Source organism: Acidimicrobiia bacterium, assembly GCA_018057765.1.
Classification (GTDB): Bacteria; Actinomycetota; Acidimicrobiia; order IMCC26256; family JAGPDB01; genus JAGPDB01.
In genome coordinates, this window is the sequence record JAGPDB010000003.1 from 20,630 (window position 1) to 47,189 (window position 26,560).

Below are 26,560 nucleotides of genomic sequence, written 5' to 3' on the forward strand. Positions count from 1 at the left end.
GCTGTAATGGCAACAAGCGACATATATAGGGCACCAATTGGTACAAAAGATATTTTTGGTTTTGAGGCACGTAAGTGGCAGACTCTGATTAATATTTTTGCCAAGCAGGCACATTTATATAACTATGACCTAGCAATGACACCAGTATTTGAACACATTGAAGTATTTAATCGTGTGGGTGAAGATACTGATGTTGTTTCAAAGGAAATGTATGACTTTTATGATAAAGGCGATCGTCATATTGCATTGCGTCCTGAAAGCACTGCGGGCATAGCCAGAGTAGTTGCACAGCATAGGCCGATTTCACCTTTCAAAGCTTGGTATATGAATCAGCATTTTCGATATGAACGTCCTCAAAAAGGTAGGTTGAGAGAGCATCACCAATTTGGTATTGAAGCTATTGGTATTGATGATCCAATGATAGATGTTGAGATTATTGCTTTTGCTCATAATTTCTTTAAGTCATTGGGTGTGACTCAATATATAATAGGAATTAATTCAATGGGGGATAGTGAAGCGCGCGCAAAACACATGATTGCCTTGAGAGAGTATTTTATAAAGTATGTTGATTTACTTGGCGAAGATTTTGCGTTACGTGTTGAAAAGAATCCATTGCGTATTCTTGATACTAAAGATCCTGCATGGATTGAGATAGCAAAAAATGCACCCCAGATTTTAGATTTTTTATCTGAGCAAAGTATCACAGATTTTGAGGTAATAAAAGAGTCCTTAACAAATTTAGGCATACCGTTTGAAGTAATCCCGACTCTTGTTCGTGGTTTTGATTATTATACAAATACAACTTTTGAATTTATATCAAGTTCTATAGATGCAGCACAAGCAACAATATGTGCTGGTGGTCGTTATAACAAATTAGTAAAAGAAATGGGTGGTGAAGAAACACCCGGTATTGGTTTTGGGTTGGGAATCGAAAGATTGTTGATGGTCATAGAAGCGGAAAAACTTGAAATTCGAACACGAATATTAGACGTTTTTATTGTTGATTTAATAAATTCCTTTGAGTCTAAAAATTATTTTCAAAATATTAATTCTGATTTACGCAACAGCGGTATTAGCGTGGATAATTGTTTCGGCATTAAATCAATGAAAGCTTCGATGAAACAAGCTGATCGAAGTGGTGCGAGGTTCGTAATTATTTGTGGCGAGAATGAATGGGATAAGAAAGTTATTACACTAAGAAATATGTCATCAGGCGAACAATGCGAAATGACTACAGATATGATCATCGATTATTTAAAAAAACATTAATAAATAAACTATTTATGTAATTTTTACTGGATTTCTAGGTTCTTGTGGCCGACAATAACTACGTGAAGTTATTTGATTTTATCCGCCACTATTTTAAGAATACGAAAAAGCAAAATAAGCATGTAACAAATGAAGAAGGTTCGTTCTTAGTTGAAGTTTTAGTTGCAGCATCTATTCTTTTGATACTTGCTGCTTCAGCAGTATCACATCTGTCAACACTTACTAATATAAAGATACAAACAGAAACCAGAGATCGTGCTCTAACTTTAATGACCTCTCTACATGAAAATATGCAATCTGCGGGATGCGGGTTTGATGTAGGGGTTACAAAAATTGTAGTAAAAGATGTTGTAAGTTTAGCAACAACAACACCATGGTCAAGAGTACTAACATGTGCTTTTTCTACAATAGCCGCTACTAGAAATTCTCCCTATGCAGGTATAATGATTGATGAAGATGGAAATGCGGTATTAGATAATATCTATAATGATAATCTATATTTTATTAGCGCTTTTTGTTATGATAGAGCACCTGATGGTAAATGTGAATTAGGTGATCAGGAGTTTATACGACCAGTTATTTTGAATGATTCTGGTGTTGAAGTTAAATATGAAGTAAAAGTGAATTATTGGTTTGAGAAAACTGGAACAACAAATTCTTCTACAGCGTGTACAGGTGGTACTAATACCATTGATAAGGTTCAACAGCCAGATGTTATAGCAAGAAAAGTTACACTAAGTTGGAAAAATATTAGTTTAGCAAGTGGCAAAGAAACTATAAGTGTAACCAAACGACAGAATATACCTCAAGATTCAATTGCCTTTTCTTCATCGACTAGGGTAGGTGGTTATTTTAATTCTGGTTCTACAGTTGTAATGTATCCAGATATTATTGATGGAAGTATACAAGTTAGTAGTCTGCAAGTAACTCGCAATACTCTAAGCAATGGTGGAAGTAATTGTATTTGGTTTCCCTTTCTTGTTAAAAATGCACCCACTCCAACTTTGTTTCAAGATGGTGCTACTCCAAAGTCTTCAGCAACTTTGACTGTTGCACCCTTAGGAAATGGTGCAATTTGATGACTTCATTCATACTTAAATTTAACGAAAACAAAAGAGAACAGAATGGCTTTTCTTTAATTGAATTAATGATAGCAACCTTAATATCTGTAATTGTATTTGGATTTGCCGTAACATTTATTGTTTCATTTTCCTCTGCTTCATACCAAGCTTCAGCAAAGAAAGATGTTACGACTCAAGGACGGGTTGCTATGTCTCGTGTCTTAAAAGATGTTTCTGGTGCATCCAATATTCCAACTTGTAATCAATATAAGACACAACAAGCAACTTTAGCCGCTTCAACCGATACTAATTATTTCAAAAATAATCCTGAAAAATGTGATGAAATCATTAATGGTTCTCAGGTGATATCTGTAGCTGGTGGTTCAACAGTATGTTGGTATATAAGTGATGTTGCACAAAACACTTCTATTATTTATCCATCGAAATTTGCATGTTTATTTGCAGGAAATAGTACAACATCAACCTGTATAAAAAGTAACCAGAATGATCCAGATACCTTATATTATAACGAATGTAATACTGGCTCAAGTACACCAATTGCTAACTCGTCGAGTATCGTGGTGAATTTGGGACCACATAAAGAACTAACTTCAAGTCCAGGTAGAATGCCGGTACGCGAACCACTCTTTTCATATTTCAACTATGATAATTCTCCTTTTGATTCAGTTAATTATAATAAAATTTTAAAGATTACAATGCAAGTGAAGTTATCTTACGAGAATGGCAAAAATATTGGTGGTAATAAAGATTATTCAACTTATGATTTCTCGCAAACCATACAACTCTCTGGAATGAAGGCCTATTTAGAAACGGGTGCTTATGGAAATTAAAAATTTATTCCGACGAAATTTTAACAAAACAAAAAACAATGAATCTGGTTATGCGTTAGTTGCTGTATTAGGCATTGTAATTCTTACTATTGGTATATTATCTTCAATGACTTTGATGACACTTTCTGATGTACAGAGTAGTTCTAAGAACCGTGCTGTTTTGGAAGCAAGACTTAAAGGTGAATCTGGACTAGACACTATTTATTCCGCAGTAAATGCCAGTAAGTCATTAAACATTACTGAGGCATTAGGTTCTATTAAAATTGGATCTACAGAAGTAGTACCTACCTCATGTACACCAACAGTAACTACATCAGGAAAAGTATTAACTAAAACTTATTGTTGGGGACCACAGATCTCTATTGCCCCAACTGGTGATTTATCTATATCTTGTCCCGATGCAACAAAAGAATGTATACGATTGCGTTTAAAAAGTTTGGTAACGTCCGCTACTGATTATGACCTGGGTATAACTGGAAATTCAGGTGATAAATTTTCTAGTGATTTGACAAATGAAGAATATATTATAGATATAGCTGTAAGAACTAAGTGTAAATCAAATTTGCTAGTGAAGGATTGCACTTATTCACGAATGCAGCAAAATATTAGTAAACGTAAATATGTTGAATATGCTTCTATAAGTCAAACTGAGACAGTTGCTGACTCTGTAATATTAAATTCAGGCGTACCTTTGCCCGCTACAGATTCTTCATTCTCGCGTATTGGTACATATTCAGGACAAGACGTATTCAATGGTAACATTCACTCGAACTCAAGCGTAATACTTGCATGTAATGGTTTTCGACTATTCAGTGATAAATATATTACGTCAACTGGCATAGCTGGAAATTCAGCTAAAGGAAATCCATCAATTTCAGGTTGTAATAATGGGCCAACTTCTGGTAACGCAAAGGAATCAACACGACTAGCTGTAGTTTTACCAGACAGAGTTGGAGATCAAAGCGCTGGAAACTTACAACAAATTGCAAAAAATGAAAATTCTACAAAATATAATTATCGATATAACACAAATTTAACATTTAGAGATAATGGAACTTTTGACGCACTAGTCGGTGGTACAACTAAGAATGTGCCTATGCCATCTAATGGTGTTATTTTTTTAGAGCAGGGTGGAAGTATTTCAGGAACAGTGAAAGGAAAAGTAACTATTGCATCAGCACCTGGACCTAATGCTGATATATTGATAAGTAATAATCTCGTATATCTTGATCCTACAAAAGATTTATTAGGTGTATATTCTGGAAAAGATATAATTATTGCCTGTATACCTAGTGGAAGTGCATGTCGAGATATAACTGTTAATGGTTACTTGAAAGCAAATACTGATTATACTTCTGTACCCTCATATCTAGGAACAATATATACGCAACAATGGGCAACTTCTGCTCCTGGTGGGAGATTTACTTTATTTGGAGCTATGGAATCCTATAATAGAGGAACTTTTGGCTCAATAGAGTCAGTTTCTAACGGTAATGTAACTAATGGTTTTATAAAATATGTTGTTTTCGATAATAGATTACTATATGAACAGCCACCATCGATGTTACGAGATGGTACTGTACCTTTTATAAGATCTAGTATTAAGGATATCCCCTGTGATAATGCTTGTACTCGCTTTGAACAAACAAACCCATAATTCATTAATATATTTAGAATACTTCTAAAATTATAATAAAATTCAACTAGAATTTGCTCATATTTATAAGTCCATTTCGACTGTATCGATACTATATGAGGAAATCAATAAATGTTAAGAACGCACTATAACAATGAAACAGCCAAAGTTAGTGTTGGCGAAAAAGTGGAAGTTTGTGGATGGGTAGATGCTCGCCGTGATCATGGCGGAATTATATTCTTTGATTTGAGAGATCGTAGCGGTATCGTCCAAATAGTAGGAGACCCAAGTATAGAAGGTATTGAATCATTAAAAGATTTACGTCTTGAATACTGCGTAAGAGTAATAGGGAAAATTGCTACGCGTCCAGATGGTACAAAGAATGATGAATTGGAAACCGGTTCTATAGAAATACATATAGAGGAACTAGAAATTTTAAATGCTAGTGATTCACTTCCTTTTCCATTAGATAATGCAGAAAATGTAGACGAGAATTTGCGATATCAATACCGATATTTAGATTTACGTAGACCAAGGCTACAACGCAATCTACAAATTAGAGCAAAAGTGAATAAGGCAATTCGTGATTCATTTAGTGAGCAAGGCTTTACTGAAGTAGAAACACCTCTATTAATTGCGTCAACTCCAGAAGGAGCAAGAGATTTTGTTGTACCATCGCGCTTAAGCCCAGGAACCTTTTATGCGCTTCCTCAATCACCTCAATTGTTTAAGCAATTACTAATGGTTGGTGGTGTAGATAAATATTTCCAAATTGCGAAATGTTTACGAGACGAAGATTTACGTGCAGATCGCCAATTTGAATTTTCTCAACTAGATATGGAAATGAGTTTTGCAAATCAAGAAGACGTATTAGCTTGTGTCACGACAAGTTTAAATGCAATTGTGCAAAGTGTAGCCCCAGATGTTGAAACCAGCTTTGATACTATGACATGGCATAAGGCAATGGATGAATATGGTATTGATAAACCAGATCTGCGTTTCGGAACAAAGCTAATTGACTGTACGCAAGTATTTGTATCTACAGAGTTCAATGCTTTTAAAGCACCAACGATAAAAGCACTTTGCCTTGATGGTCAAGGGTCTATCTCTAGGTCGAATTTAGATTCACTTACAGAAAAAGCAAAAAAACTTGGTGCCAAAGGCTTAGTTTGGATGCGAGTTACTTCTGACGGTCTAGATTCACCAATCTCTAAATTTCTTTCACCAAAAGAAATATCAGAATTAATAAAAACAACTAATGCAAATGAAGGCGACTTATTATTGATCGTAGCTGATCAATGGCAACAAGCATGTGAAGTATTGGGAACCTTGCGCAACGATTTGTTGCGACCAAATGTTTCTGACCCTCCTTTAAAGTTTTTATGGATTACTGACTTTCCACTATTTGAGGGTTTATCAAAAGATGGAAAACCAATACCAGCACATCATCCTTTCACGATGCCCCACGTTGATGATTGGGAGAAACTATCTAAATTGGAAAAACAAATTGCAGCGGGTGAGGAACTCGATGAGATATTTGTGCGATCTATTAGGTCACAGAGTTATGATGCTGTATTAAATGGTTGGGAATTAGGCTCAGGTAGTGTTCGTATTCATAGGCGAGATATTCAATCCCAAATATTTGCAATTTTAGGGATGGACGAAGAGCGACAAATGAACCGTTTTGGTTTTTTACTCGATGCATTCAAATTCGGTGCTCCTCCACATGCTGGTTTTGCTTATGGGATTGATCGAGTTGCAGCTATTTTAGCTGGTGAAGAGAATATACGTGAAGTGAGTGCTTACCCTAAGACTCAAACTGGACATGATCCTTTAAGCAAAGCACCTAGTGAAATTGATGAAGAACAGCTCAAAGAACTAGGGTTAAGCATACGCGAAGAAGTTTTAAAAGCAAGACGAGCCGGGAAACAGGGATAGTATAGGTAATGACATCGAGTTTATTTAGCGAAACATCGATTGATCTTCGTAAGGTGAGTGCTCCTTTAGCTGAAAGAATGCGTCCAAAGACTTTTGATGAAGTTGTAGGCCATAAAGAACTCGTTGGGCAGGGAAGCCCTTTCCGTTCAATAGTTGAAACATCATCGAGTGCTAGTTTTGTTCTTTATGGTCCTCCGGGTTGCGGTAAAACAACAATAGTAAATGTTATTGCTAACGAAACAAAGCACTTTTTAGAAATGTTAAGCGCAATGAGCTTAAGTGTATCGGATATTAAGAAAGTTGCAGCAAGCGCAGCTGTTCGTTTAGGTGAAAGAAATATTTTTACCATTGTGTTTATAGATGAGATACATCGTTTGACCAGGGTGCAACAAGATGCATTATTACCTCATGTGGAACGTGGTACGTTTCGCTTGATTGGCGCAACAACTGAAAATCCTTACGTTTCACTATCTGCAGCTTTGAGATCACGTATGAGTATGTATCCATTAACATCACCAACTAGTAATGACATCATTGAAATATTGAATCGTGCTATGTCTAACGACGATAAAATATTAGAGAGAAAAACAAAAGTTAGTAAAGAAATATTACATGAAATTGCAAACTCATCATCGGGTGATGTACGTTTCGCATTAGGAGTCTTAGAGACTTTAATTAGTGCAACAAAAACTGAGAAAGCATCTCTCGCTGTTTTAAGTGAAATATTAGGGACACGTCAAAGACCGACTGGTGGTGAAGAACATTATGATGTATTAAGTGCATTTATAAAATCAATGCGCGGTTCTGATCCAGATGGAACTATGTATTTCTTAGCAAGACTAATAGATGCCGGAGAAGATCCAATTGCGATTATGAGAAGAGTTGTAGTAGCAGCAAGTGAAGATGTTGGTCTGGCAGATTCAAGAGTACTAGGTGTTGCAAATGCAGCTGCACAAGCAGTCTCTTTTGTGGGTATGCCCGAATCCAGAATCATTATCGCTCATGCAGCATTGGCAGTTGCACGAGCACCAAAATCTAATTCTGCTTATCTAGCAATTGATAAAGCACTTGATTATGTGCGGAGTCATCCAGTATCGACTGTACCTCACCACCTTAGAGATAAGGTTTCACAAGCCCTTGTGGAAAAAAGCCCTTTAAAAGGACAGAAAAAATTAGAAGTTTATAAGTATCCCCATGCTTACGGTGGATATGTACATCAAGAGTATTTACCAGAGGAAGTTAATGAAACCTTTTATGTCGAATCGAAAAATGGTGCAGAAGCTACCTAGAATTCATATTATATGAATGCAACCTCAACTTTACTAATAATAGTAGCAATACTTGTGGCTATGGTCTTGGGGGTATTATTAGCTGTAACAATTTCATTATATTATGCGTCAAGACAAATAAAATTGCGAATTGATAAACTTGACGAACATTTAGTCATATTAGTTGAAACAATCGAAAATTTAGATCAAAGTTCGACAATCGAGTTAAAAGCTTTACATGATTCCTTAGCTGAGCAACAGATAGTACATAAATCAATTGCAAAGTCGTCAAAAATCTTTAATTTGGTCTTTAAGAAACCGGCTGTTATAGTCGGTGCATCGAAAAAAACAATAGATAATTCAAAAAAGAGAAAAAAGCGTAATGCGAAGGTTTAGTCTTTTCAGCGAAGTTTTCACTTATGGATATCTACGATAAGAGGGTTAAGCCTTTAAGAAGGAAAAAATGTTTAAAAGACTAAGATGGTTAATAATTGGTTACATAATCGGAGTATTCACATTCGATATCTTAAAACGTGAACTTGACGAACGTTTCGGAGAGAATAAGACTTACAGTACTATTACCGAGACAATAATAAGTGTCACAGATTTCAACAAAAATAAAAATAGCGCACAAGATTATATAGACGAGAGCTAGAATATATAGCTATATGAATTTGAGTAAACCCAATAAGCAATTGTCACACTTAGATGAAATAAGAGAATCATTTCTAGCTTATTTTGAAGGTAAAGGGCATACTCGAGTAGCAAGTTCATCGTTGCTTCCGCAAGATCCAACGGTTTTATTTACTATGGCTGGAATGTTACAGTTCAAACCGTATTTTATTGGTTTAGAAACTCCACCATATAATCGAGCTACATCATCACAAAAATGTGTTCGTGCTGGCGGTAAGCATAATGATCTAGATGACATTGGTCGTACAAATAGACATTTTACTTTTTTTGAGATGTTGGGTAACTTTTCTTTTGGTGACTATTTTAAAAAAGAAGCAATCAGATATACATGGGATTATATTACAAATGTCTTAATGTTTGAAAAAGATAAACTCTGGGTTACTGTTCATGAGAGCGATGATGAGGCTGTAGAAATTTGGGTTAAAGAAACTGGAATATCAAGAGATCGTATACAACGTCTTGATGAAGATAATTGGTGGAAGATGGGCGATGTTGGGCCCAATGGTCCGTGCAGTGAAATTTTTTATGATTTAGGTAAAGAGTATGGTAAAGATGGTGGCCCAAAAGATGGTAGCGAAGATCGTTTCATAGAATTTTGGAACCTTGTTTTTATGCAATATGAAGATAAACCAGATGGGACTAAAATTTCACTTCCTAAACCAAGTATCGATACAGGAATGGGCTTAGAGCGTGTTTTGTTTATAAAAGAAAAAGCATCAAATATTTGGGGCTCTTCACTATTTCTTCCAATGATTAAAATATGTGAAGGATTAACAGCTGCAAAATATGGTGAAGATTATGAATCTGATGTAAGTCTTAGAATTATGGCAGAACATGCACGTACTGCTGCCTTTTTAATTTCTGACGGATGTATTCCATCTAATGAAGATAGAGGTTACGTATTACGTAGAATTTTGCGTCGAGCTGTACGTCATGCATATATTTTAGGAGCAAAAACAGTAGTAATGCCCACGATTGTTGAAAATGTTATTTCTATTATGGGTAATGCCTATCCAGAACTTATAGAAAATAAAGACCGTATATTGTTGATTGTGCAAACAGAAGAAGAAAGATTTAGAGAAACCTTAGAGAAAGGCTTAAATCGTCTCGATACAATATTACAAGAAAGTAACGTATCAGGGAAAGAAGCTTTTTTCTTACATGATACTTTGGGCTTCCCAATAGATCTAACTAAGGAAATAGCACAAATCTCAAAACGTGATGTTGATCTTGTGGAATTTGAGAAAGAATTAGAAGCTCAATCTAATCGTTCTCGTAATAGTCGTAAGGATCAAACTGTCAAAACTTCAAATGCTAGTACGGCGTATAAAAAGGTTTTAGATGAAAACGGACCTACTGTTTTTTTAGGTCGTGATTACGAAAGTATTAATGATGCCAAAGTGTTGACTCTATTAAATTCAGAATCATCTATCGTAGATACCTTAAAAGCTGGAGAAAAAGGCCAAATAATCTTAGATAAGACAACATTTTATGCAGAATCTGGTGGTCAAGTTGGAGATACTGGTATCTTATCTAATGAGAATGTTGAAATTCAAGTAACAAATACTAGCTATGGAATTGCACCTAGCTTGATTGTTCAAGAAGTAAAAATAATCAGTGGAACAGTCAATATTAACGATCTTTTAACTGCACAATTTGATGTAGTAAAACGAAATCGTATCAGAAGGAATCATACAGCAACCCATATCCTTCATTGGGCACTACGTTTAGTTGTTGGCGACCATGTTAAACAAGCAGGTTCATTAGTTGATGATCAACGTTTACGTTTTGACTTTCAACATTTTGACCAGTTAACTCCTGAACAAATTAGTGAAATCGAAAGATTGTCAAATGAACAGATCATAAGTGCTGCAAATGTAACACATTTAGAGATGCCAATTGAAGATGCCAAAAAAATGGGTGCCATTGCTTTCTTTGGCGATAAATACGGAGAGAAAGTCAGAGTATTAACCGCAGGTCCATCTATAGAGTTTTGTGGTGGCACTCATGTTGACAATCTGGGGTTTATTGGTTCGATTCGAATTATTAGTGAAGGATCAATCGGTTCGAATATTCGAAGAATTGAAGCATTGACTGGTGATAATGCTTACCATTCTTATGTACACGATCGTGAAATATTAAAAAATATTGCTGATTCGCTAAAAGCAACAGTGAAAGAACTTCCAGTAAAAATAAAATCAATGAATGACACCATAAAAGAATTAAATTCATCTGTCAAAAAAATGCGTACAGAATTTTTAAACGCACTTGTGTCTACTTATGTTGCTGATGCCAAAGATGGATGTTTAGTATTCCGTCGCGATAATATGACACCAGACGATTTACGCATTTTAGCTAATGGTATAAAAAATGAGCTCTCAGGTATTGTTTGTATTGTAGGATTAAATGACGAGAAAACCAAAGCTGGAATTTGTGTTAGTGTCTCCAATGAATTTATTGAAAAAGGAGCAAATGCTAGTACTATAGCTTCTAATGCTGTAAAACTTCTTGGAGGGGGTACAGCAAAAAATTCTGAACTGGCAATTGGTGGAGGACAAAACGTTGACAAAATCGACGAAGCTCTAATATCCTTACAAAGTTCTTGTGATTCTTTCTTAAAGAATAAATAATTTTAATGAAAAGATATTTGGCTCTTGATATCGGTAAGAAGAGAACCGGTTTAGCTCTAGTAAATGATGAAACTAAAGTTGCTACTCCCTTACTAGTCATAGCGCAACAGACTGAATCACCCATATTCATAGAAGAATTATACGATCAAATTATAGAATTTGAAATAGATTCATTAATTGCTGGGGTACCTGTAGATTTAAAAGGACATGAAGGAATTGCTGCAAAAGATGTAAGGTCTCGTGTGGAATCTTTATTAAAAAGGTTGAATTCAAAAAGGGAGAAAAAGAATCTTGCGAAGCTGGTCGTGGTGTATGTCGACGAGAGATTGTCTACAGCTCAAGCGGAAAAAGCTCTAAAATCTGCGGATGTGTCCTCAAAAAACCGTAAGAACATGCGAGATGCACATGCGGCTATGGTCATCGCTCAATCTTACATAGATTCACTCTAAAATGATTCGAGTATGGCTAGACTCAAAATTACTAAACCAAAAGAAAAGAAACGTGTAAAAAAACGTAATCGTAAGACACTAATTGCGATATCGATATTCTTAATTCCAATTCTTATTTTTTCTGCTTATATGTGGTACAGCATTTCCGCTATTGGTTCACCAGGAAAAAAAATGACACTAAATATAAACTCCGGTTCATCAACTGCCCGAATAGGTGATGTCTTAGAAAAAAATGACATAATTAACTCTGGTACAGCCTTTACCTTTTACTCAAAACTTGCAGGACGTGGTCCTTACCAGGCAGGTCAATATGAGTTTCGTAAAAATATTGGTGCAAGTGTTGCTGCAGATATATTAGAAAAAGGACCGGTTATAAGTTATGATAAATTCACTATTATTCCTGGTCAAAGACTATCTGAAATATCAAAAAATGTAGGCAAATTACCAGGGCTATCTTCACATGCTTTTGAAGTGATTGCCAGCGAAGGAGATTATCGTTCTAAATATATGCCCGAAGGAATAAATAACTTAGAAGGATTCTTACTTCCAGAAACTTATCAGGTCTCATCAGGTGAGAATGAGGGAGATATTATTAGGAACTCTCTACAATCTTTTGAAACTCGTGCAGAATTGAACGGACTCTCAGTTCCATTTAGAAATTTAACTGCGTACCAAGTTGTTACTGTTGCATCATTGATTGAAAAAGAAGCAAGGTTTCCAGGTGATCGCGATAAAATAGCAAGTGTGATTTATAATAGGCTTGCAATAAATATGCCTTTACAAATCGATGCCACTGTACTTTATGGTTTAGGTAGATCTAGTGGTTCATTATCAAAGAAAGACTTAGCTACTGATACTCCTTATAACAGTTATCTATATAAAGGAATACCAAGTACCCCAATTTCGATGATCTCTATGGCATCACTAAAGGCTGCATTGAATCCTGCAGATACTCAATATTTATATTATGTATTGACGGATAAAAAGACTGGTGAACATAAATTTGCCAGAACATATGAAGAACATTTAGCAAATATTGCTGATTCAAAAGCCAGAGGCGTACTCTAAATATATAAAATAGGAAAGTCATGTCAGATATAACTAAAACATGTGTAATTGGTTCTCCGGTTGAACATTCATTATCTCCGTTTATTCATAATGCAGGATATAAAGAATTAAATCTGAATTGGAAATATTCCAGAGAGGTAGTCGATAAAAGTAATTTTGTTCAGCGTATTGGAGATTTGATATCTCAGGGCTATGTAGGGTTTAACATAACAATGCCTTGTAAAGTCGAGGCTTTTAAATTTTGTAATATAGTTGATGGTTCGGCAAAACGATTAAAAAGTGTAAATACAATAGTTCTAAGAGGGGGTCTAACACATGGCTATTCTACTGATGGTGAAGGATTCATAAATTTTCTAAAAGATGAAAATATTGATTTTGTTGGAAAAAAGATTTCAATAATAGGAAGTGGGGGAGCTTCAAGTCTTATATGCGATTCTCTATATCATCATGGATCACACATAACAATATGTGCAAGAAATGAAATAGCGGCAAATAGTATTTGTGAAAATGTTTTGTCGTTTAATATTGAAGTTGATAAAAATATTTCTTCTATTATTTCCATTGCCCTGGATGATGCTGGTCAAGTTATAGCAGATAGCGATATTATAATTAATGCAACTCCAGTTGGGATGAAAACAAATAAAGATGAAATTAATGTTGCGCCTTTTAATATAGAATTATTGAATAATAGCCAAATAGTTATTGATACTATTTACCATCCGCTAGAAACATATCTATTAAAAGAAGCAAAAACTCTTGGATGTCCGGTATATAATGGTGTCCCAATGCTTTTATATCAAGCAGCATCAAGTTTCGAGTTAATGACAGGTTTTACTGCGCCGATAAAAATAATGCGTAAAGAATTAATGAAAGAAATTCAAAATAGGCTGTAATACTTTAAGGAACAATAGTGAACGTTAGTATCGATTCTCTTAACTCAGACCAATGGCTATATGTATGGGTGTTTTTGAGCGCACTTTTTGGTTTAGCCATAGGTTCTTTTTTAAATGTTGTTATCTGGAGGGTACCTTTGAACATGTCCCTCATAAAAGGAGGATCTATTTGTCCTAAGTGCAGAAAAGAAATATCGGCAAAAGAGAATATTCCTCTTTTTAGTTATATTTTTTTAAGAGGAAAATGTAAGAACTGTAAAGCAAAAATATCTAAACAGTATCCCGCCGTTGAATTATTAACTTCAATAGTATGGGTAATAACAACTTGGCGTATTGGATTACATTTATATACTTTTGGGTTTCTAATATTTTTTACGGGTCTTATAGCTTTAAGCACAATAGATATCAAAACTAAATTGCTCCCAAATAAAATTGTCTATCCAACTGGTATTATTTTTGTTGTCATAATATCGAGTTGGGCAATAGCTACTAATAATATAGAAATTTTGCGTAATTGTCTAATAGTTGGGATCATCTATTTTCTGTTTCTTTTTGCTATTTGGTTCGCTTCAAATGGTAAAGCCATGGGATTTGGTGATGTTCGCTTATCTTTCTTTTTGGGTTTCGCTATGGGGTTTTACGGGTTTATGATTAGCTATGCGGGTATGTTACTTTCCTTCATATTGGGTGCTGTTATAGGCATTTTTATTGCTACTTTAACTAAATCAGGAAGAAAAATGAAAATTCCATTTGGCCCATTTTTGGCTTCTGGAACAATAATTGTCATTTGGTGCGCGTCAATGCTCTCACATATCATAGAATTACCTAATGTTTAGATTTTTAACAGCCGGTGAATCACACGGTAAAGCACTCAATATAATACTTGAAGGTATTCCGTCAGGTTTAGAAATTTCCGTAGAAGATATCGCGATTGAATTATCCCGACGACGACTTGGCTATGGTCGTGGTCCTCGTATGCGTTTTGAACAAGATGAAATTGAGATATTAGGTGGAGTTCGCCACGGTGTAACTTTGGGTTCACCCATTAGTGTTGTTATATATAATAGCGAATGGCCTAAATGGGAAACTGAAATGTCTCCAGGCCCTGGTTCTTCAGATAAAAAATTAACACAACCACGTCCTGGTCATGCAGATTTTATCGGTATGCGAAAATACGATCTTGATGATGCTAGAAATGTTTTAGAGAGAGCTAGCGCAAGAGAAACTGCTGCACGAGTAACGGTTGGTGCTATTAGTAAAAAATTGATTGCACAACTAGGTACACAAATAATGTCTCACGTTGTATCTATAGGTGAGGCAAGAGTTAGTGATGGAGCAGCACAGCCTACATTCCAAGATTTAAATATAATAGATGAGAACGAAGTTAGATGCTTTGACCAGATATCTAGCGAAAAGATGATAGCTGAAATTAAAGCTGCAGCTAAAGTAGGGGATTCGCTCGGTGGAGTATGCGAGATTCTAGGATTTGGAGTGCGAGAGGGTTTGGGATCACATATTCAATGGGATCGCAAAATTGATGGCCTACTTAGCCAAGCTTTGATGAGTATTCAAGCTATTAAGGCTGTAGAAATTGGTGATGGTTTTGATAATGCGTACCGTCGTGGTTCATTAGCTCATGATGAAATCTTATATAGAGATAATCATTATGTTCGACCAACTTCACGTGCTGGAGGTGTTGAAGGAGGAATGACCAATGGAGCTCTACTGGTTGCCCGCATTTGGATGAAGCCTTTGGCTTCTCTAAATCGTCCAAGTATTAGAACTACCGATGTCGTTACCCATCAAGAGACTGTTTCTTTTAAAGAGCGTACTGATGTTACTGCTGTTCCAGCTGCTGGTGTTGTTGGCGAAACTATGATTGCTATAACTTTAGCTAGTGAATCAATAAAGAAATTTGGTGGGGATTCCATGAAAGAATTTTTAACGAATGCAAATAATTTTTCAGATTCACTTGATTAGGTTGTACTATGAATAAGAATCATATTTTTATAATTGGTCCGAGCGGTGTTGGTAAAACTACTGTTGGTGAGCTTGTTGCAAAAAAGTTAAATTATAAATTCGTTGACTTAGATGTAGAAATATCAAATAGGTTGAAAAAATCTATTTCAGAATATTTTCTCAAAAATGGTGAGTCACAATTTCGAATAATTGAGAGGGAAGTCCTACTAGAACTAGCAGCTATAGAAGATCAAAGTGTCATTGTTACTGGTGCAGGTTCTGTTCTTAATGCTTTAAATATTGACACGATGAAATCTAGCGGCACGATAGTATTTTTGAATGCTCAAATAAAAGATATAGTCAGTCGTGTTAGAAATGATGGAAATAATAATCATCGCCCACTATTAAATGGCGATTTGGAATCAAATGTTACTAAACAATTTAAAGAACGTCTAGGCGTATATGAAATCGCACAAGATATCTCGATAGGAACTTCAAATAGAGATATTGAAGCTGTGTCAAATGCTATTATTAGACAATTCGAGAGATTTAGTGGTGAAAAATCTGACATAGGTTCAAAAATCGTTGTTGGTGAATATTTAGCTTCAGATATTGCAGAAATAGTTAGTCGATATTCATCTACTTTTATTATTACACAGGAAAATATTCCGTTACGAGTTTCGCTTTATAATACCTTAAAAGAAAACGATATAATTTTTCATGAAATCATAGTTCCAGATGGTGAGGAAGCAAAATCTTTTAATACCTATGAGTCAGTCTTAAATAAGATGGCTGAACTCAAAGCGAACCGTTCTAGTTGCATCCTTGCTCTCGGCGGTGGAGTGGTTGGAGATTTAGCTGGTTTTGTGGGATCTACATTCATGCGAGGTATTGATGTGGTGCAAATGCCAACGACTTTACTTGCCCAAGTCGATTCTTCTATTGGTGGAAAATGTGGAATCAACATAAGTGCAGGAAAAAATATGGTTGGAACAATCACCCAACCAAAAGTTACATTTAGTGATATAGCTTATATACAAACATTACAGGAAAATGATTATATTTCCGGGCTAGGCGAAGTTGCTAAATATGCTTTGTTAGGGAACCTGACTGTAAAAGAACTTATTGAAGATAATCATCAACAAATATTAGCTCGTGATGTTAGTATTCTTATACCCTTAATAAAATCTTGTATGAATCATAAAGTCCATATTGTATCGCGCGATCCATTCGAGCGAAATGGAATGCGTGCAACACTCAATTTGGGTCATACTTTAGCGCATGTACTTGAAAAAATTACTGATTTTAAATTTGATCACGGTCAAGCGGTGGCTGTTGGGATTAGGTTTATCTGCGAACTTTCTTTAGATCTAGATTTAATATCAAAAGAACAAAGAAATGAATATATCTCAATACTCGATATTTTAGGATTGGGTTTAACTGTTCCAGCACAAGCAAAAGAAATTGGTGCACTAAAAATGGTCGATTACATGTATTCAGATAAAAAGTCTGACGGATTACTCAATCTTGTACTTTTCCTGCCGGGTGGTGGCGTTGAATTGACTCAAGATGTTGACAAAAATATTGTTATAGAAGCGCTTGATAGATTTATTGTTTAATTCCATGAATGCTATAGGTAAATATGAGAGAATTAACCTATGCGTGTTTTAGTTATAACAGGACCAAATTTGAATTTATTGGGTAGTCGAGACCCCGAAATTTATGGTACAGCAACATTACAAGATTGTATCAATGTTGTTAAGAAAGCTATGCCTAATGAAAATGTTTCAGATTTCCAAAGCAATGATGAAGGTGCCTTAATCAATACCATTCACGATGCCCGTAATAATCAAGATGCGATTATTATTAATGCTGGCGCCTATTCACATTATTCACATGCAATTAGAGATGCATTGGAGTTATTCGATGGTATCAAGGTCGAAGTTCATCTTTCTAATCCCTATGCTCGTGAAGAATTTAGACGTACATCAGTTATTTCACCTGCTGTCGATGGAGTTATCGCTGGTTTTAAAATAAATAGCTATCTTTTGGCCGCCCAAGCTATAGAGGCCTTATCTAAAGGTTAATTCAATTCATATTGTCAATAAATTGAATATACGCTAAACTTACCATTTGTATTGATTTAAGGTATATTTAGGATTTAGTGTTGTATGGAAACTCAAACTGATATTGTTCAGTTAGAAACTATGATAAGTGACTTTGAATCGCTTATAGGTGTTAAGAAAATACACAAAATTAGTAACCCACAATTAGATAAAATTTTTGATCTTGCAGACGAAATGTTAGCCGATGACCTTCAAGCATCTAAATTATTTATTGAGCTATTTGGTTTGGACAGCAGTGGTTTTGAAACTAGCCAATGGTATAAAAAATTCCAGTCCGTCTGGTTAGAAAATGTAAAAGTTATATATAGCGCTTTTAAAAGATTTGAAAAGGACATTCCAGAATCTACTGATATAAATAAAATGTTCTTAATTTATATATACAGTGAATATAAAGATTTACTTAATCTATTAAGAATGAATTTACCTGAAAGTAAACTTTCAAGTTTATACAACCGGCTACTTCTTAGAATTTCATCTGAAGAAATCTCTTCAATATTTAATGAATATTCAGAATTTCATTTTATACAACTAAGAACTGCGATTATAAAAAGAGTTAATCCCCGAGAATTTCTAGAAAGTTATTCACATACATATGAGCTACTGATGGAAAAGTATTTCCTTAAAGGTGTTGCCCTTCATGGTTTAGTTTCTAAGTCAGTTATCAAGAATATGATTATATTTAGTGCTGATCCTGTTGGTGAGCTTGAAGCTAAGTGTACTATATTTGATTCTTTAGTGGATAAATATCTTGATGTTGACGATGTGCTTAGGCATCCTTTTGCTAATTTGACTGTGATTAAATCTTTGGTTTTGAGAAATGCGGATCCTGAAGGTGTTTTGTTGTCTAAGTTTGAGACTTTTGATTATTTGGTTTCTAAGTATTTTGATATTGATGATGCCGCAAAGCATCCGCTAATTAGCATAGGTGTTATTAGGTTTTTGGTTTTGAGAAGTGCTGATCCTGAAAGGGATTTGTTGGCTAAGTTTGAGACTTTTGATTATTTGGTTTCTAAGTATTTTGATATTGATGATGTTCATCCGTTTACTAATATGACGGTTCTTAAATTTTTGGTTTTGAGAAGTGCTGACCCTGAAGGTGATTTGTTGGCAAAAATCAAAGTGTATAATGATCTAGTCAAAGTGTTTCCTGATGATTCTTATCTCGGTGCAATTAAAATTTCTGCATTGAACCAGAACATTAGTCCAAGTATATTTAGAATATATGTAGATCGCGCATTAAAACTAAAAGAACATACCGGCTATTCCATGAAATTGTGTTTATACCAAAGTGTTAGAATCCCATTATCTGATGATTTTGATGTATTTATAAAAAAAGCGATACCTCCGATAGAAAAATATATCAAATTCCTACAGGTAGTACACCCAATATCGTTAGACAAAACATACAGTAATTCTGATTTAGGTTTATATGGTTTCTTACCTGATCCTGGAAACGATTTTTCAAGTGATGCTAAAGCCCAAATTGAAGTATTGATCAAAGATGAAATAATTTCACCAAAAGAATTAGAAGCATTATATTTATATTTTATTGACGATAATTTTGAAGATGCCGCAAATATTTTAGAATGTGAAATTCAAGAATTGGATAGTGCCTTGAAAATTATCCTAGAAAGGATTAAGACTCTGTCTGCAGAGCCATCGGATACTTACTTAACTCTTGCTTAGCTTATGTAATCAATAATTATCAGATCTTCTATTTTTAATTAACTAGTTTTCAAATTCCGGATAAAAAAACTAACATCATCAATTGCTAATTTCTTGATCACATCTTCTTTTGCCGGCATATGAGTTGTGCCATCAATAGGGTCAAATTCAACGTCTACACCAAATGATTCAAGATGGTTTAGTAGTTGTAAAGAGTTTTCGAAAAGCACATTGTCGTCTGATCTTCCATGCACTAAACGAATCTTAGAATTTTTATCAAAAGTTTTATTTAGTAAAGACGACTTATCGTAATAATCTTTTTGAAAATTTGGATTTCCTAAGTATTTTTCTGTGTAATGGGTGTCATAAAGTCTCCAATCAGCAACTTCTGCACCAATAATTGCAGCTTTAAATAAATCTGGACATTTACTAATACATCCAGCAGCTAGTGAGCCACCAAATGACCAACCTGTAATCCCTATATTATTTTTATCAATATCAATATTGTCTTTTATAATTTGTTCAACAACTTTTACTTGGTCATTGACAGGCGGATCAAAAAAATTGCCAATATTCTCATCTTCTTTACTAACGGAATTACTAGGAGTTCCGGCACCATCTATTGCTACAACAATAAATCCTAATGCTGCTAAATATTGAGAAAATATCTGACGGGACTTATTCTTGATTGCAAACCGAAGATAATGTCCGCCACTATAAGAAGAAGGACCTCCATAAGAATGAACAATTAACGGTAACGGTCCAGGTATATTTTTAGGTTTTATGATTAATCCATGAATATTATTGAAATAGGTTTTATATTCACAGGAAACATCGAAATTAAAGTCTATTGCACTATTATCTTGAAAAATATTAAACATTGAAGCATTGTCAACAATTATTTTTGTCTCGGGAAACACGCTGGAATCGCTCCTGGATGTAATAACGTAATCATCATGTTTGCTCGATAAAGCTAGAGTTGTTGGTGCTCCTGACTTAACAATAATTTCTGTTAAATCGTGTTCTAATATTTCTCTAGCGTTTAAAGATCTGCTTTCTAGGCGTTTTAGGACTAAATCAAAACCATTTTCTAAAACTTCAAAATAAAGATATGACTTTGAGAATCCCAGAACTGAAACCAAACCAGCAGTACCAATAATTGGACTTTCATCAATTGCTAATACACGTTTATCTTGAGTGGGATCAATCATATAATGTAACCAAGAGTTATTTCTTAGTTCTTTTGGTATATGCGAAAATATGTCAAATTGCCTTTTTTCGTCGTACTCATACTGTTTCTTATTGGTTTCGATCTTATATATAGTTACATAGTTTTGTTCTCGATTTTGAGATATTGCTAACGGACTATTTTCATCATCAAATATTACGTTAATAAGGTATTCCTCATTAAAATCAAAAAACTCATCATCTTGTCCAAGCTCACAAATATTAATTATCAAGGTCGGATTTAAAGACCCTGCAAATGGATATTTATATTCTTTGGCTTCGTCATCTAATGATGGTTGTATCGATGTAGTCGTTAATTCATCTTGATTATGTCCAACACTTACAAAAGTTTTCGAATCTGGTGAAAACCAGCAAGATACATATCTTGACATTTCCTCCATCGAAATAAAATCTGAGATACCCCAAACAAAATTGTCTTTTTTTATAGTGTGAATTATCTTATTGTCTTCATATGAATATATTTTTACGGCGTTATTTTCGCAGATAGCTAAATATCTCCCGTTAGGTGACAGAAGACTTAAAGAGATATTTTCGAAAGTCGAAATATAGCTATTAGAGATTAAGGAATATACATAAGTCGAACCATTAATAGAAAATACAATTAAAGATTCCTCATCGTTGTATTGAAATGAAGATATTCCACTACTGGTATCACGCAATCTTTCTTTTAGAGCTTTTACTTCTTGGCTTTCCTCTTTATCTGAAGAAAACTTATCATCATTTGGATTAATTAATAATTTTTCAACAATATTATTCTCATTTTTAGCTATCCAAATTCCAAGGGAACCTTCATCATTGCAGGAACGTAAAAAGATAACGTCTCTATATTTAGTAATAGCGAAGCCTCGCGGGATACCTTTACTAAGACGTAAGGATTTAGCATATAATTCAGGAAATTCGTCGAGCTTAGTAAATTCTGTCATAGGAAAGTATTTTAAGCTATATTCTTCTAAGATATATGTAAATTAAATATAAAGGTGAGACATGAGCGATTTAAAGAACCTTGGAGCAATTCAATCTGAACTAACAAAAAGTAATGTTGATGGATGGATTGTGCCCGATTATCGCGGTTCAAACGAGATATTCAGTGTTTTAGTAGATGGTAGTTTCCATTTGACGCGAAGAGCAATATTATTTATACCTACTAATGGTGAACCTATAGCTTTTGTTCACATAATAGATAAACCGCATTTTGTGCCAGCCGAAAAGAACTTTGTAGTTGAATACTATAGAACGTGGAAAGAGCTTCTGGATTGGTACAATAGAATTTTATCCCCATTGTCTTGCGTTGTAACAGAATATTCTCAAAATTGCGCTATACCAACAATGTCCCAAGTCGATGGGGGTACTTTAGATGTTATTCGCAAATATGTAAAAGTCGAATCGAGTGCTGACATTTTCCAAAAAACAGTAAGTGCATGGACACTCGAAGACTATGAAGGACACGTTAAATCTGTTGAAGAAACAGTAAAATGTTTACGATCAGCTTTAGAGTTTGTAAAAACTTCTTTAACTAATGGAACTGAAATTACTGAAATGGATGTTCAAAATTATATAGTTAAGGAATTTGTGAGTCATGGTATAGAAACATATAGTCCGCCTATTGTAGCTGTCTCACCAAATAATGGAAATCCACATTATGATCCCGACACTCCTAATAATACAGTTATAACAAAAGATAATTTACTTCTAATTGACTTATGGGCAATTTTAAAAGAAGGCAAGAGTGTATATTCAGATATAACTTATATGTCTTATTTTGGTGATAAAATACCTGCAAAGATTATTGAAGTTTTTAATGTTGTAAGAGATGCTAGAAATGCTGCCATTAATTTTGTTAAAGAAAATATCTCTTCAGGTATTCAAGGCTATCAAGTCGATGATGTGTCGCGTAAAGTGATTTCTGATGCAGGCTATGGTGACTATTTTTTGCATCGTACAGGTCATTCAATGGGGCCAGGTAATTTTTTACATGCTCGCGGTGTCAATATCGACAATTTTGAAACACACGATGAACGTGAGGTTACACCAATGATCGGTTTTTCTATTGAGCCGGGTATCTACCTGCCAGAATTTGGTATTCGTTCAGAAATTGATATGTTCATACACCCAGATCTTGGCCCAATTGTTACAACACCATTACAAGAAGAGATTGAACATTTTGTAATTTAGAATCATAATCATTTCTATAGTAGAAAAGTACGATTGAACAATTGATCTCTCTGTATTGAAGATTATTATAAAAAGTAAGATATAATGCCAGGCTGTGCCTAAATTTCCATTACATAACTCCACAAAAATACAATCTACAACTTTTATACCAAAAGGTTTACAAGACGAAGCTTTAATTAGATTTTCTAGTCATCAGAGCTTCAATAGGGGTAAATCCTATGTAAAAAATGGTTTTGTTAAAAGTTTCATATGGAATCCTAAAGAAAAATGTCTTGATGGATCTGTTTTTGGAAGCGGTGAAAGTAAATATCAATGTTCAATAGAATTTAGTTTTAATGACGGAGATATAAAAATTGGCAATTCAAGCTGTGAATGTCCAGTTGGGTACCAATGTAAACATTGTGTTTCAATTTTATTAGCGGGCAGGAAACTAATAACAAAAATGAATATGGCATTATTAGACGAAGATATAGATCTTGATGAAATTATGCAAGATACAACTTCTGATGAATGGAAATCTGAAATTGATTCTTTGCTTAATTCAACACAAAACATAAATAGAGTTGCATTTAGAAAAGTCGGATTATTATTTGAGGTACTAGGAACAAAACGACGTACCAATCAATCTTTCTCATTCGATAGCACTCCCGCAATAATGAGAAATCAATTAGCTGTAAGAATAGTTTATCTATCTGATACAAATCGTTGGAAAACAACTGAATTTAATTGGAAGTCAATAAGTACTAGAAATATAGTTGCAAGAGAAATAAATCCGAAACATTTTGAATGGCTTAATGACTTTAAAAATATTTGTATTGATACAGACAGGGAATATGTATATGATGACACGGTCTACATTCTTTTAGACCAAGCTGGTTCATCACAAATATTTAATTTATTAGATGATGCGAGAAAATTAGGTATTGGTTTATATACAAAAATTAATGCATCAAAATTAAATGAGATAAATCTTGATAAAGATAAAGCTCACGTGTCAATTAACGTAACAACAAAAAGTGATGATTCATTAGAAGTTGAAACTGTATTAAAACATAATGATTATATTGTTAATACTTCTGGACTTGGCTTTCTGGGAAAAAATGCAAATACTGTTTATACTTATGATATAAATGACAAAATTTCTCATATAGAAATATATAAGCTTGATACGAATGTTGATAGTGGTTTACAAGAAAATATTTTAAATAAGAAAAGTATCAAAATTCCGAAAAGTGAAAAGAAATCATTTGAAGAGACTTATCTAAACAAAATACAAAGTCGCTTTCAAGCAATTTCGACGGATAATTCAATTGAAATCCCCAAAGCTCCATTAGCGACTTTGATATTAGACCTTAAGCCTTCACAAAATAATGATGTATTTCATATCAAATTATTTTGGTCTTATGGAAATGCTAGCAATGGCCATAAGTACACTTTAAATTCTCATAATGATGACAGTATTAGAAATTTTGTCTTTGAAAAAGAACTATTGTCAGAGCTCTCAGTTGCTGTATCTTCGATTGAAGAATTCTTTATAACAAATAATTTCGGAGATTTGTTACTAAAGGAAACTGTGGTACTTACAGGTTCAAATCTGATCAAATTTAGCAATATTATTATGCCAGAATTAGCAAACATGGATGGAATCAAAGTTGAGACAAAAAACGAAATAATAAATTACGAAGAATCCTATGATCTTCCAAAAATAGAAATCGGTACTTCTGAAAATCTAGATGGAAACCAAGATTGGTTTAATCTAGACGTCGATGTAAAAGTAGGAGAGCACAGCGTTGATTTCCAGGATCTTTTTCGTGCATTGGCTCAAAACGACGAATATATGATTTTAGAGAATGGTACTTATTTTTCTTTAGATAATGAAATTTTATCCAGTTTAAAAAAATTAATAGATGAAGCAAAAGATTTACAAGAGAAAAAATCTGATACTTTACAGATAAGTCGGTATCATGCATCTTTTTGGGAAGAATTAAAAGAGCTTGGTATCGTGCGCGACCAAACTAATGCATGGCAGAAATCAATTGATGGATTGTTGAATTTAGAAAGGATTGAACATGTAGATCCACCAAGTGAATTAAATGCGAAATTACGACCCTATCAACTGGAAGGATACCAATGGTTGTGCTTTTTATACGAAAATAAACTAGGTGCAATACTTGGCGATGATATGGGTCTTGGAAAAACTATTCAAGCTCTAGCGATGATAGTTAAAATATTTCAGGATACTAAGAAAGCAGATCGAAAACCGTTTCTGGTAGTGGCGCCTACAAGTGTTGCTACTAACTGGTTAAGTGAGGCTAAAAAATTTGCACCAAAACTTAATACTGTTTTAATAACTCAAACAGCAAAAAAATCAGATAAGAAACTTATCGATGAAATTAAGAATGCGGATATAGTTATAACTTCATATACGCTTTTGAGAATTGATTTTGAATCATATTCTGATACAAAAACTATTAATTGGTCTGGAATGTTTTTAGATGAGGCTCAATTCATAAAAAACCATCAATCGAAAAGTTATCAATGCGTACGAAAAATTAGTGTACCTTTTAAACTCGCTATGACAGGTACCCCAATTGAGAATAACCTAATGGAATTGTGGTCATTATTTTCAATAACTTCTCCTGGACTTTTTGGTGGTCCAAAGAAGTTCACTGATATGTATAGAAAGCCAATTGAGAAAGACCAAGATAAAGAAAAATTAGATCAAATAAGGCGCAGGGCTAGACCTCTACTGCTTCGTCGTACTAAAGAACAAGTAGTAAAAGAGCTACCACCAAAAATTGAACAAGTACTGGAGCTTCAACTCAATGCCGATCATAGGAAAGTATACGATCTTGTTCTTGCTCGCGAAAGACAAAAGGTCCTTGGCCTTATAGAAGATGTTGATCGTAACCAATTCACTATATTAAAATCTTTAACTACACTTCGTATGTTGAGTCTAGATCCTTCATTAGTGGATAATGAAAAGTATTCTCATGTTTCTTCCACAAAACTCGATTCATTAATAGAGCAAATAAATGAAGTTGTAGGAGAAAACCATAGAGCATTAATATTTTCTCAATTTACATCGTTCTTAGCGAAAGTAAAGAATCGTTTAGATGAAGAAAAGATTGAATATTGTTATCTTGATGGTAAAACAAAAAATCGAGGCGACGTTATAGATAAATTCAAAACTTCAAAAACGCCACTATTTCTTATTAGCTTAAAATCTGGTGGATTTGGATTGAATCTGACGGAAGCTGATTATTGTTTCTTATTGGATCCTTGGTGGAATCCAGCTGCAGAATCACAAGCAATTGATAGAACTCATAGAATTGGTCAGAAGAAGCAGGTTATGGTTTATCGATTGGTAGCTAAAGATACTATTGAAGAAAAAGTTATGTTATTAAAGGAACGTAAAGCTAAATTATTTAAAAGTGTTTTAGATGATGGCGAAATATTCTCATCTAAATTAACCGCTGAGGATGTGAAATCCCTATTTGAATAACCATTTTGGCTACCACCAAGGTCTTACTTTTAGGGTTTGTGACATATAGAGCCTGTCCTAGTAGATACAAATATCCACAAGAAAATGATCCAATACGCAAGCTTGGGCTTCCAAACAAGACCTCTATGG

Annotated in this window: 20 protein-coding genes; 19 read left to right on the forward strand and 1 reads right to left on the reverse strand. The window is 34.3% G+C overall.

Annotated elements, in window-relative coordinates; genetic code table 11:
* The first annotated feature begins 6 nt into the window (after positions 1–6).
* The 17 genes from KBF89_02170 (at position 7) to KBF89_02250 (ending at position 19,527) form a co-directional block, all read left to right on the forward strand.
* Positions 7–1,269: a histidine--tRNA ligase gene (locus tag KBF89_02170; GenBank protein ID MBP9115131.1), complete on the forward strand. Its 1,263-nt coding sequence runs from the start codon at positions 7–9 to the stop codon at positions 1,267–1,269.
* 62 nt (positions 1,270–1,331) lie between these two features.
* A complete protein-coding gene (locus tag KBF89_02175; protein ID MBP9115132.1) occupies positions 1,332–2,348 on the forward strand; it encodes a hypothetical protein in 1,017 nt (338 codons plus the stop codon).
* The gene (locus KBF89_02180) at positions 2,348–3,181 is read left to right on the forward strand and encodes a type II secretion system protein (GenBank protein ID MBP9115133.1); all 834 of its coding nucleotides are present in this window, start codon (positions 2,348–2,350) and stop codon (positions 3,179–3,181) included. The genes KBF89_02175 and KBF89_02180 overlap by 1 nt, the downstream gene beginning before the upstream one ends.
* A complete protein-coding gene (locus KBF89_02185) occupies positions 3,171–4,838 on the forward strand; it encodes a hypothetical protein (protein MBP9115134.1) in 1,668 nt (555 codons plus the stop codon). The genes KBF89_02180 and KBF89_02185 overlap by 11 nt, the downstream gene beginning before the upstream one ends.
* Positions 4,839–4,949: 111 nt before the next feature.
* Positions 4,950–6,755, forward strand: a complete 1,806-nt coding sequence (gene aspS / locus KBF89_02190) for an aspartate--tRNA ligase (protein MBP9115135.1) — start codon at positions 4,950–4,952, stop codon at positions 6,753–6,755.
* An 8-nt stretch (positions 6,756–6,763) separates the two neighbouring features.
* Positions 6,764–8,044, forward strand: a complete 1,281-nt coding sequence (locus KBF89_02195; protein MBP9115136.1) for a replication-associated recombination protein A — start codon at positions 6,764–6,766, stop codon at positions 8,042–8,044.
* Between the two features lie 12 nt (positions 8,045–8,056).
* Positions 8,057–8,419 carry a hypothetical protein gene (locus KBF89_02200; GenBank protein ID MBP9115137.1) on the forward strand — a complete coding sequence of 121 codons (363 nt, stop codon included), beginning with the start codon at positions 8,057–8,059 and terminating at the stop codon, positions 8,417–8,419.
* Between the two features lie 67 nt (positions 8,420–8,486).
* Positions 8,487–8,678: a hypothetical protein gene (locus tag KBF89_02205; protein ID MBP9115138.1), complete on the forward strand. Its 192-nt coding sequence runs from the start codon at positions 8,487–8,489 to the stop codon at positions 8,676–8,678.
* A gap of 13 nt (positions 8,679–8,691) precedes the next feature.
* The gene (gene alaS, locus KBF89_02210; protein MBP9115139.1) at positions 8,692–11,346 is read left to right on the forward strand and encodes an alanine--tRNA ligase; all 2,655 of its coding nucleotides are present in this window, start codon (positions 8,692–8,694) and stop codon (positions 11,344–11,346) included.
* Between the two features lie 5 nt (positions 11,347–11,351).
* Positions 11,352–11,795, forward strand: a complete 444-nt coding sequence (gene ruvX, locus KBF89_02215; GenBank protein MBP9115140.1) for a Holliday junction resolvase RuvX — start codon at positions 11,352–11,354, stop codon at positions 11,793–11,795.
* A gap of 12 nt (positions 11,796–11,807) precedes the next feature.
* Positions 11,808–12,863: an endolytic transglycosylase MltG gene (gene mltG, locus KBF89_02220; protein MBP9115141.1), complete on the forward strand. Its 1,056-nt coding sequence runs from the start codon at positions 11,808–11,810 to the stop codon at positions 12,861–12,863.
* A 20-nt stretch (positions 12,864–12,883) separates the two neighbouring features.
* Entirely contained in the window at positions 12,884–13,756 is an 873-nt protein-coding gene (gene aroE / locus KBF89_02225; protein ID MBP9115142.1) for a shikimate dehydrogenase, read from the forward strand.
* Positions 13,757–13,773: 17 nt separating this feature from the next.
* The gene (locus tag KBF89_02230; GenBank protein ID MBP9115143.1) at positions 13,774–14,592 is read left to right on the forward strand and encodes a prepilin peptidase; all 819 of its coding nucleotides are present in this window, start codon (positions 13,774–13,776) and stop codon (positions 14,590–14,592) included.
* On the forward strand, positions 14,585–15,736 hold the full coding sequence (gene aroC / locus KBF89_02235; protein ID MBP9115144.1) for a chorismate synthase: 1,152 nt from the start codon (positions 14,585–14,587) through the stop codon (positions 15,734–15,736). Before KBF89_02230 ends, aroC begins: the two co-directional genes overlap by 8 nt.
* An 8-nt stretch (positions 15,737–15,744) precedes the next feature.
* The gene (locus KBF89_02240; GenBank protein ID MBP9115145.1) at positions 15,745–17,334 is read left to right on the forward strand and encodes a bifunctional shikimate kinase/3-dehydroquinate synthase; all 1,590 of its coding nucleotides are present in this window, start codon (positions 15,745–15,747) and stop codon (positions 17,332–17,334) included.
* A gap of 39 nt (positions 17,335–17,373) precedes the next feature.
* Positions 17,374–17,802, forward strand: a complete 429-nt coding sequence (locus KBF89_02245; protein ID MBP9115146.1) for a 3-dehydroquinate dehydratase — start codon at positions 17,374–17,376, stop codon at positions 17,800–17,802.
* Positions 17,803–17,886: 84 nt separating this feature from the next.
* Positions 17,887–19,527 (forward strand): hypothetical protein, encoded by a 1,641-nt coding sequence (locus tag KBF89_02250; GenBank protein MBP9115147.1) that lies wholly within the window; start codon positions 17,887–17,889, stop codon positions 19,525–19,527.
* A 38-nt stretch (positions 19,528–19,565) separates the two neighbouring features.
* Here the strand turns inward: KBF89_02250 and KBF89_02255 are convergent, their stop codons facing one another.
* Entirely contained in the window at positions 19,566–21,677 is a 2,112-nt protein-coding gene (locus tag KBF89_02255; GenBank protein ID MBP9115148.1) for a S9 family peptidase, read from the reverse strand.
* Between the two features lie 61 nt (positions 21,678–21,738).
* On the opposite strand from KBF89_02255, the gene KBF89_02260 reads away from it, so the two are divergent.
* Together KBF89_02260 and KBF89_02265 are read left to right on the forward strand one after the other, a co-directional pair.
* Positions 21,739–22,926 carry a M24 family metallopeptidase gene (locus KBF89_02260; protein MBP9115149.1) on the forward strand — a complete coding sequence of 396 codons (1,188 nt, stop codon included), beginning with the start codon at positions 21,739–21,741 and terminating at the stop codon, positions 22,924–22,926.
* A gap of 94 nt (positions 22,927–23,020) precedes the next feature.
* The gene (locus KBF89_02265; protein MBP9115150.1) at positions 23,021–26,431 is read left to right on the forward strand and encodes a DEAD/DEAH box helicase family protein; all 3,411 of its coding nucleotides are present in this window, start codon (positions 23,021–23,023) and stop codon (positions 26,429–26,431) included.
* Positions 26,432–26,560: the final 129 nt, after the last annotated feature.

What these genes read in the sequence shown, in the direction of transcription:
- KBF89_02170 (MBP9115131.1), top strand. Translation starts at nt 7, where the DNA reads ATGGCAACAAGCGACATATATAGGGCACCAATTGGTACAAAAGATATT.
- KBF89_02180 (MBP9115133.1), top strand. Translation starts at nt 2,348, where the DNA reads ATGACTTCATTCATACTTAAATTTAACGAAAACAAAAGAGAACAGAAT.
- KBF89_02185 (MBP9115134.1), top strand. Translation starts at nt 3,171, where the DNA reads ATGGAAATTAAAAATTTATTCCGACGAAATTTTAACAAAACAAAAAAC.
- aspS (MBP9115135.1), top strand. Translation starts at nt 4,950, where the DNA reads ATGTTAAGAACGCACTATAACAATGAAACAGCCAAAGTTAGTGTTGGC.
- KBF89_02195 (MBP9115136.1), top strand. Translation starts at nt 6,764, where the DNA reads ATGACATCGAGTTTATTTAGCGAAACATCGATTGATCTTCGTAAGGTG.
- KBF89_02200 (MBP9115137.1), top strand. Translation starts at nt 8,057, where the DNA reads ATGAATGCAACCTCAACTTTACTAATAATAGTAGCAATACTTGTGGCT.
- KBF89_02205 (MBP9115138.1), top strand. Translation starts at nt 8,487, where the DNA reads ATGTTTAAAAGACTAAGATGGTTAATAATTGGTTACATAATCGGAGTA.
- alaS (MBP9115139.1), top strand. Translation starts at nt 8,692, where the DNA reads ATGAATTTGAGTAAACCCAATAAGCAATTGTCACACTTAGATGAAATA.
- ruvX (MBP9115140.1), top strand. Translation starts at nt 11,352, where the DNA reads ATGAAAAGATATTTGGCTCTTGATATCGGTAAGAAGAGAACCGGTTTA.
- mltG (MBP9115141.1), top strand. Translation starts at nt 11,808, where the DNA reads ATGGCTAGACTCAAAATTACTAAACCAAAAGAAAAGAAACGTGTAAAA.
- aroE (MBP9115142.1), top strand. Translation starts at nt 12,884, where the DNA reads ATGTCAGATATAACTAAAACATGTGTAATTGGTTCTCCGGTTGAACAT.
- aroC (MBP9115144.1), top strand. Translation starts at nt 14,585, where the DNA reads ATGTTTAGATTTTTAACAGCCGGTGAATCACACGGTAAAGCACTCAAT.
- KBF89_02240 (MBP9115145.1), top strand. Translation starts at nt 15,745, where the DNA reads ATGAATAAGAATCATATTTTTATAATTGGTCCGAGCGGTGTTGGTAAA.
- KBF89_02245 (MBP9115146.1), top strand. Translation starts at nt 17,374, where the DNA reads ATGCGTGTTTTAGTTATAACAGGACCAAATTTGAATTTATTGGGTAGT.
- KBF89_02250 (MBP9115147.1), top strand. Translation starts at nt 17,887, where the DNA reads ATGGAAACTCAAACTGATATTGTTCAGTTAGAAACTATGATAAGTGAC.
- KBF89_02255 (MBP9115148.1), bottom strand. Translation starts at nt 21,677, where the DNA reads ATGACAGAATTTACTAAGCTCGACGAATTTCCTGAATTATATGCTAAA.
- KBF89_02260 (MBP9115149.1), top strand. Translation starts at nt 21,739, where the DNA reads ATGAGCGATTTAAAGAACCTTGGAGCAATTCAATCTGAACTAACAAAA.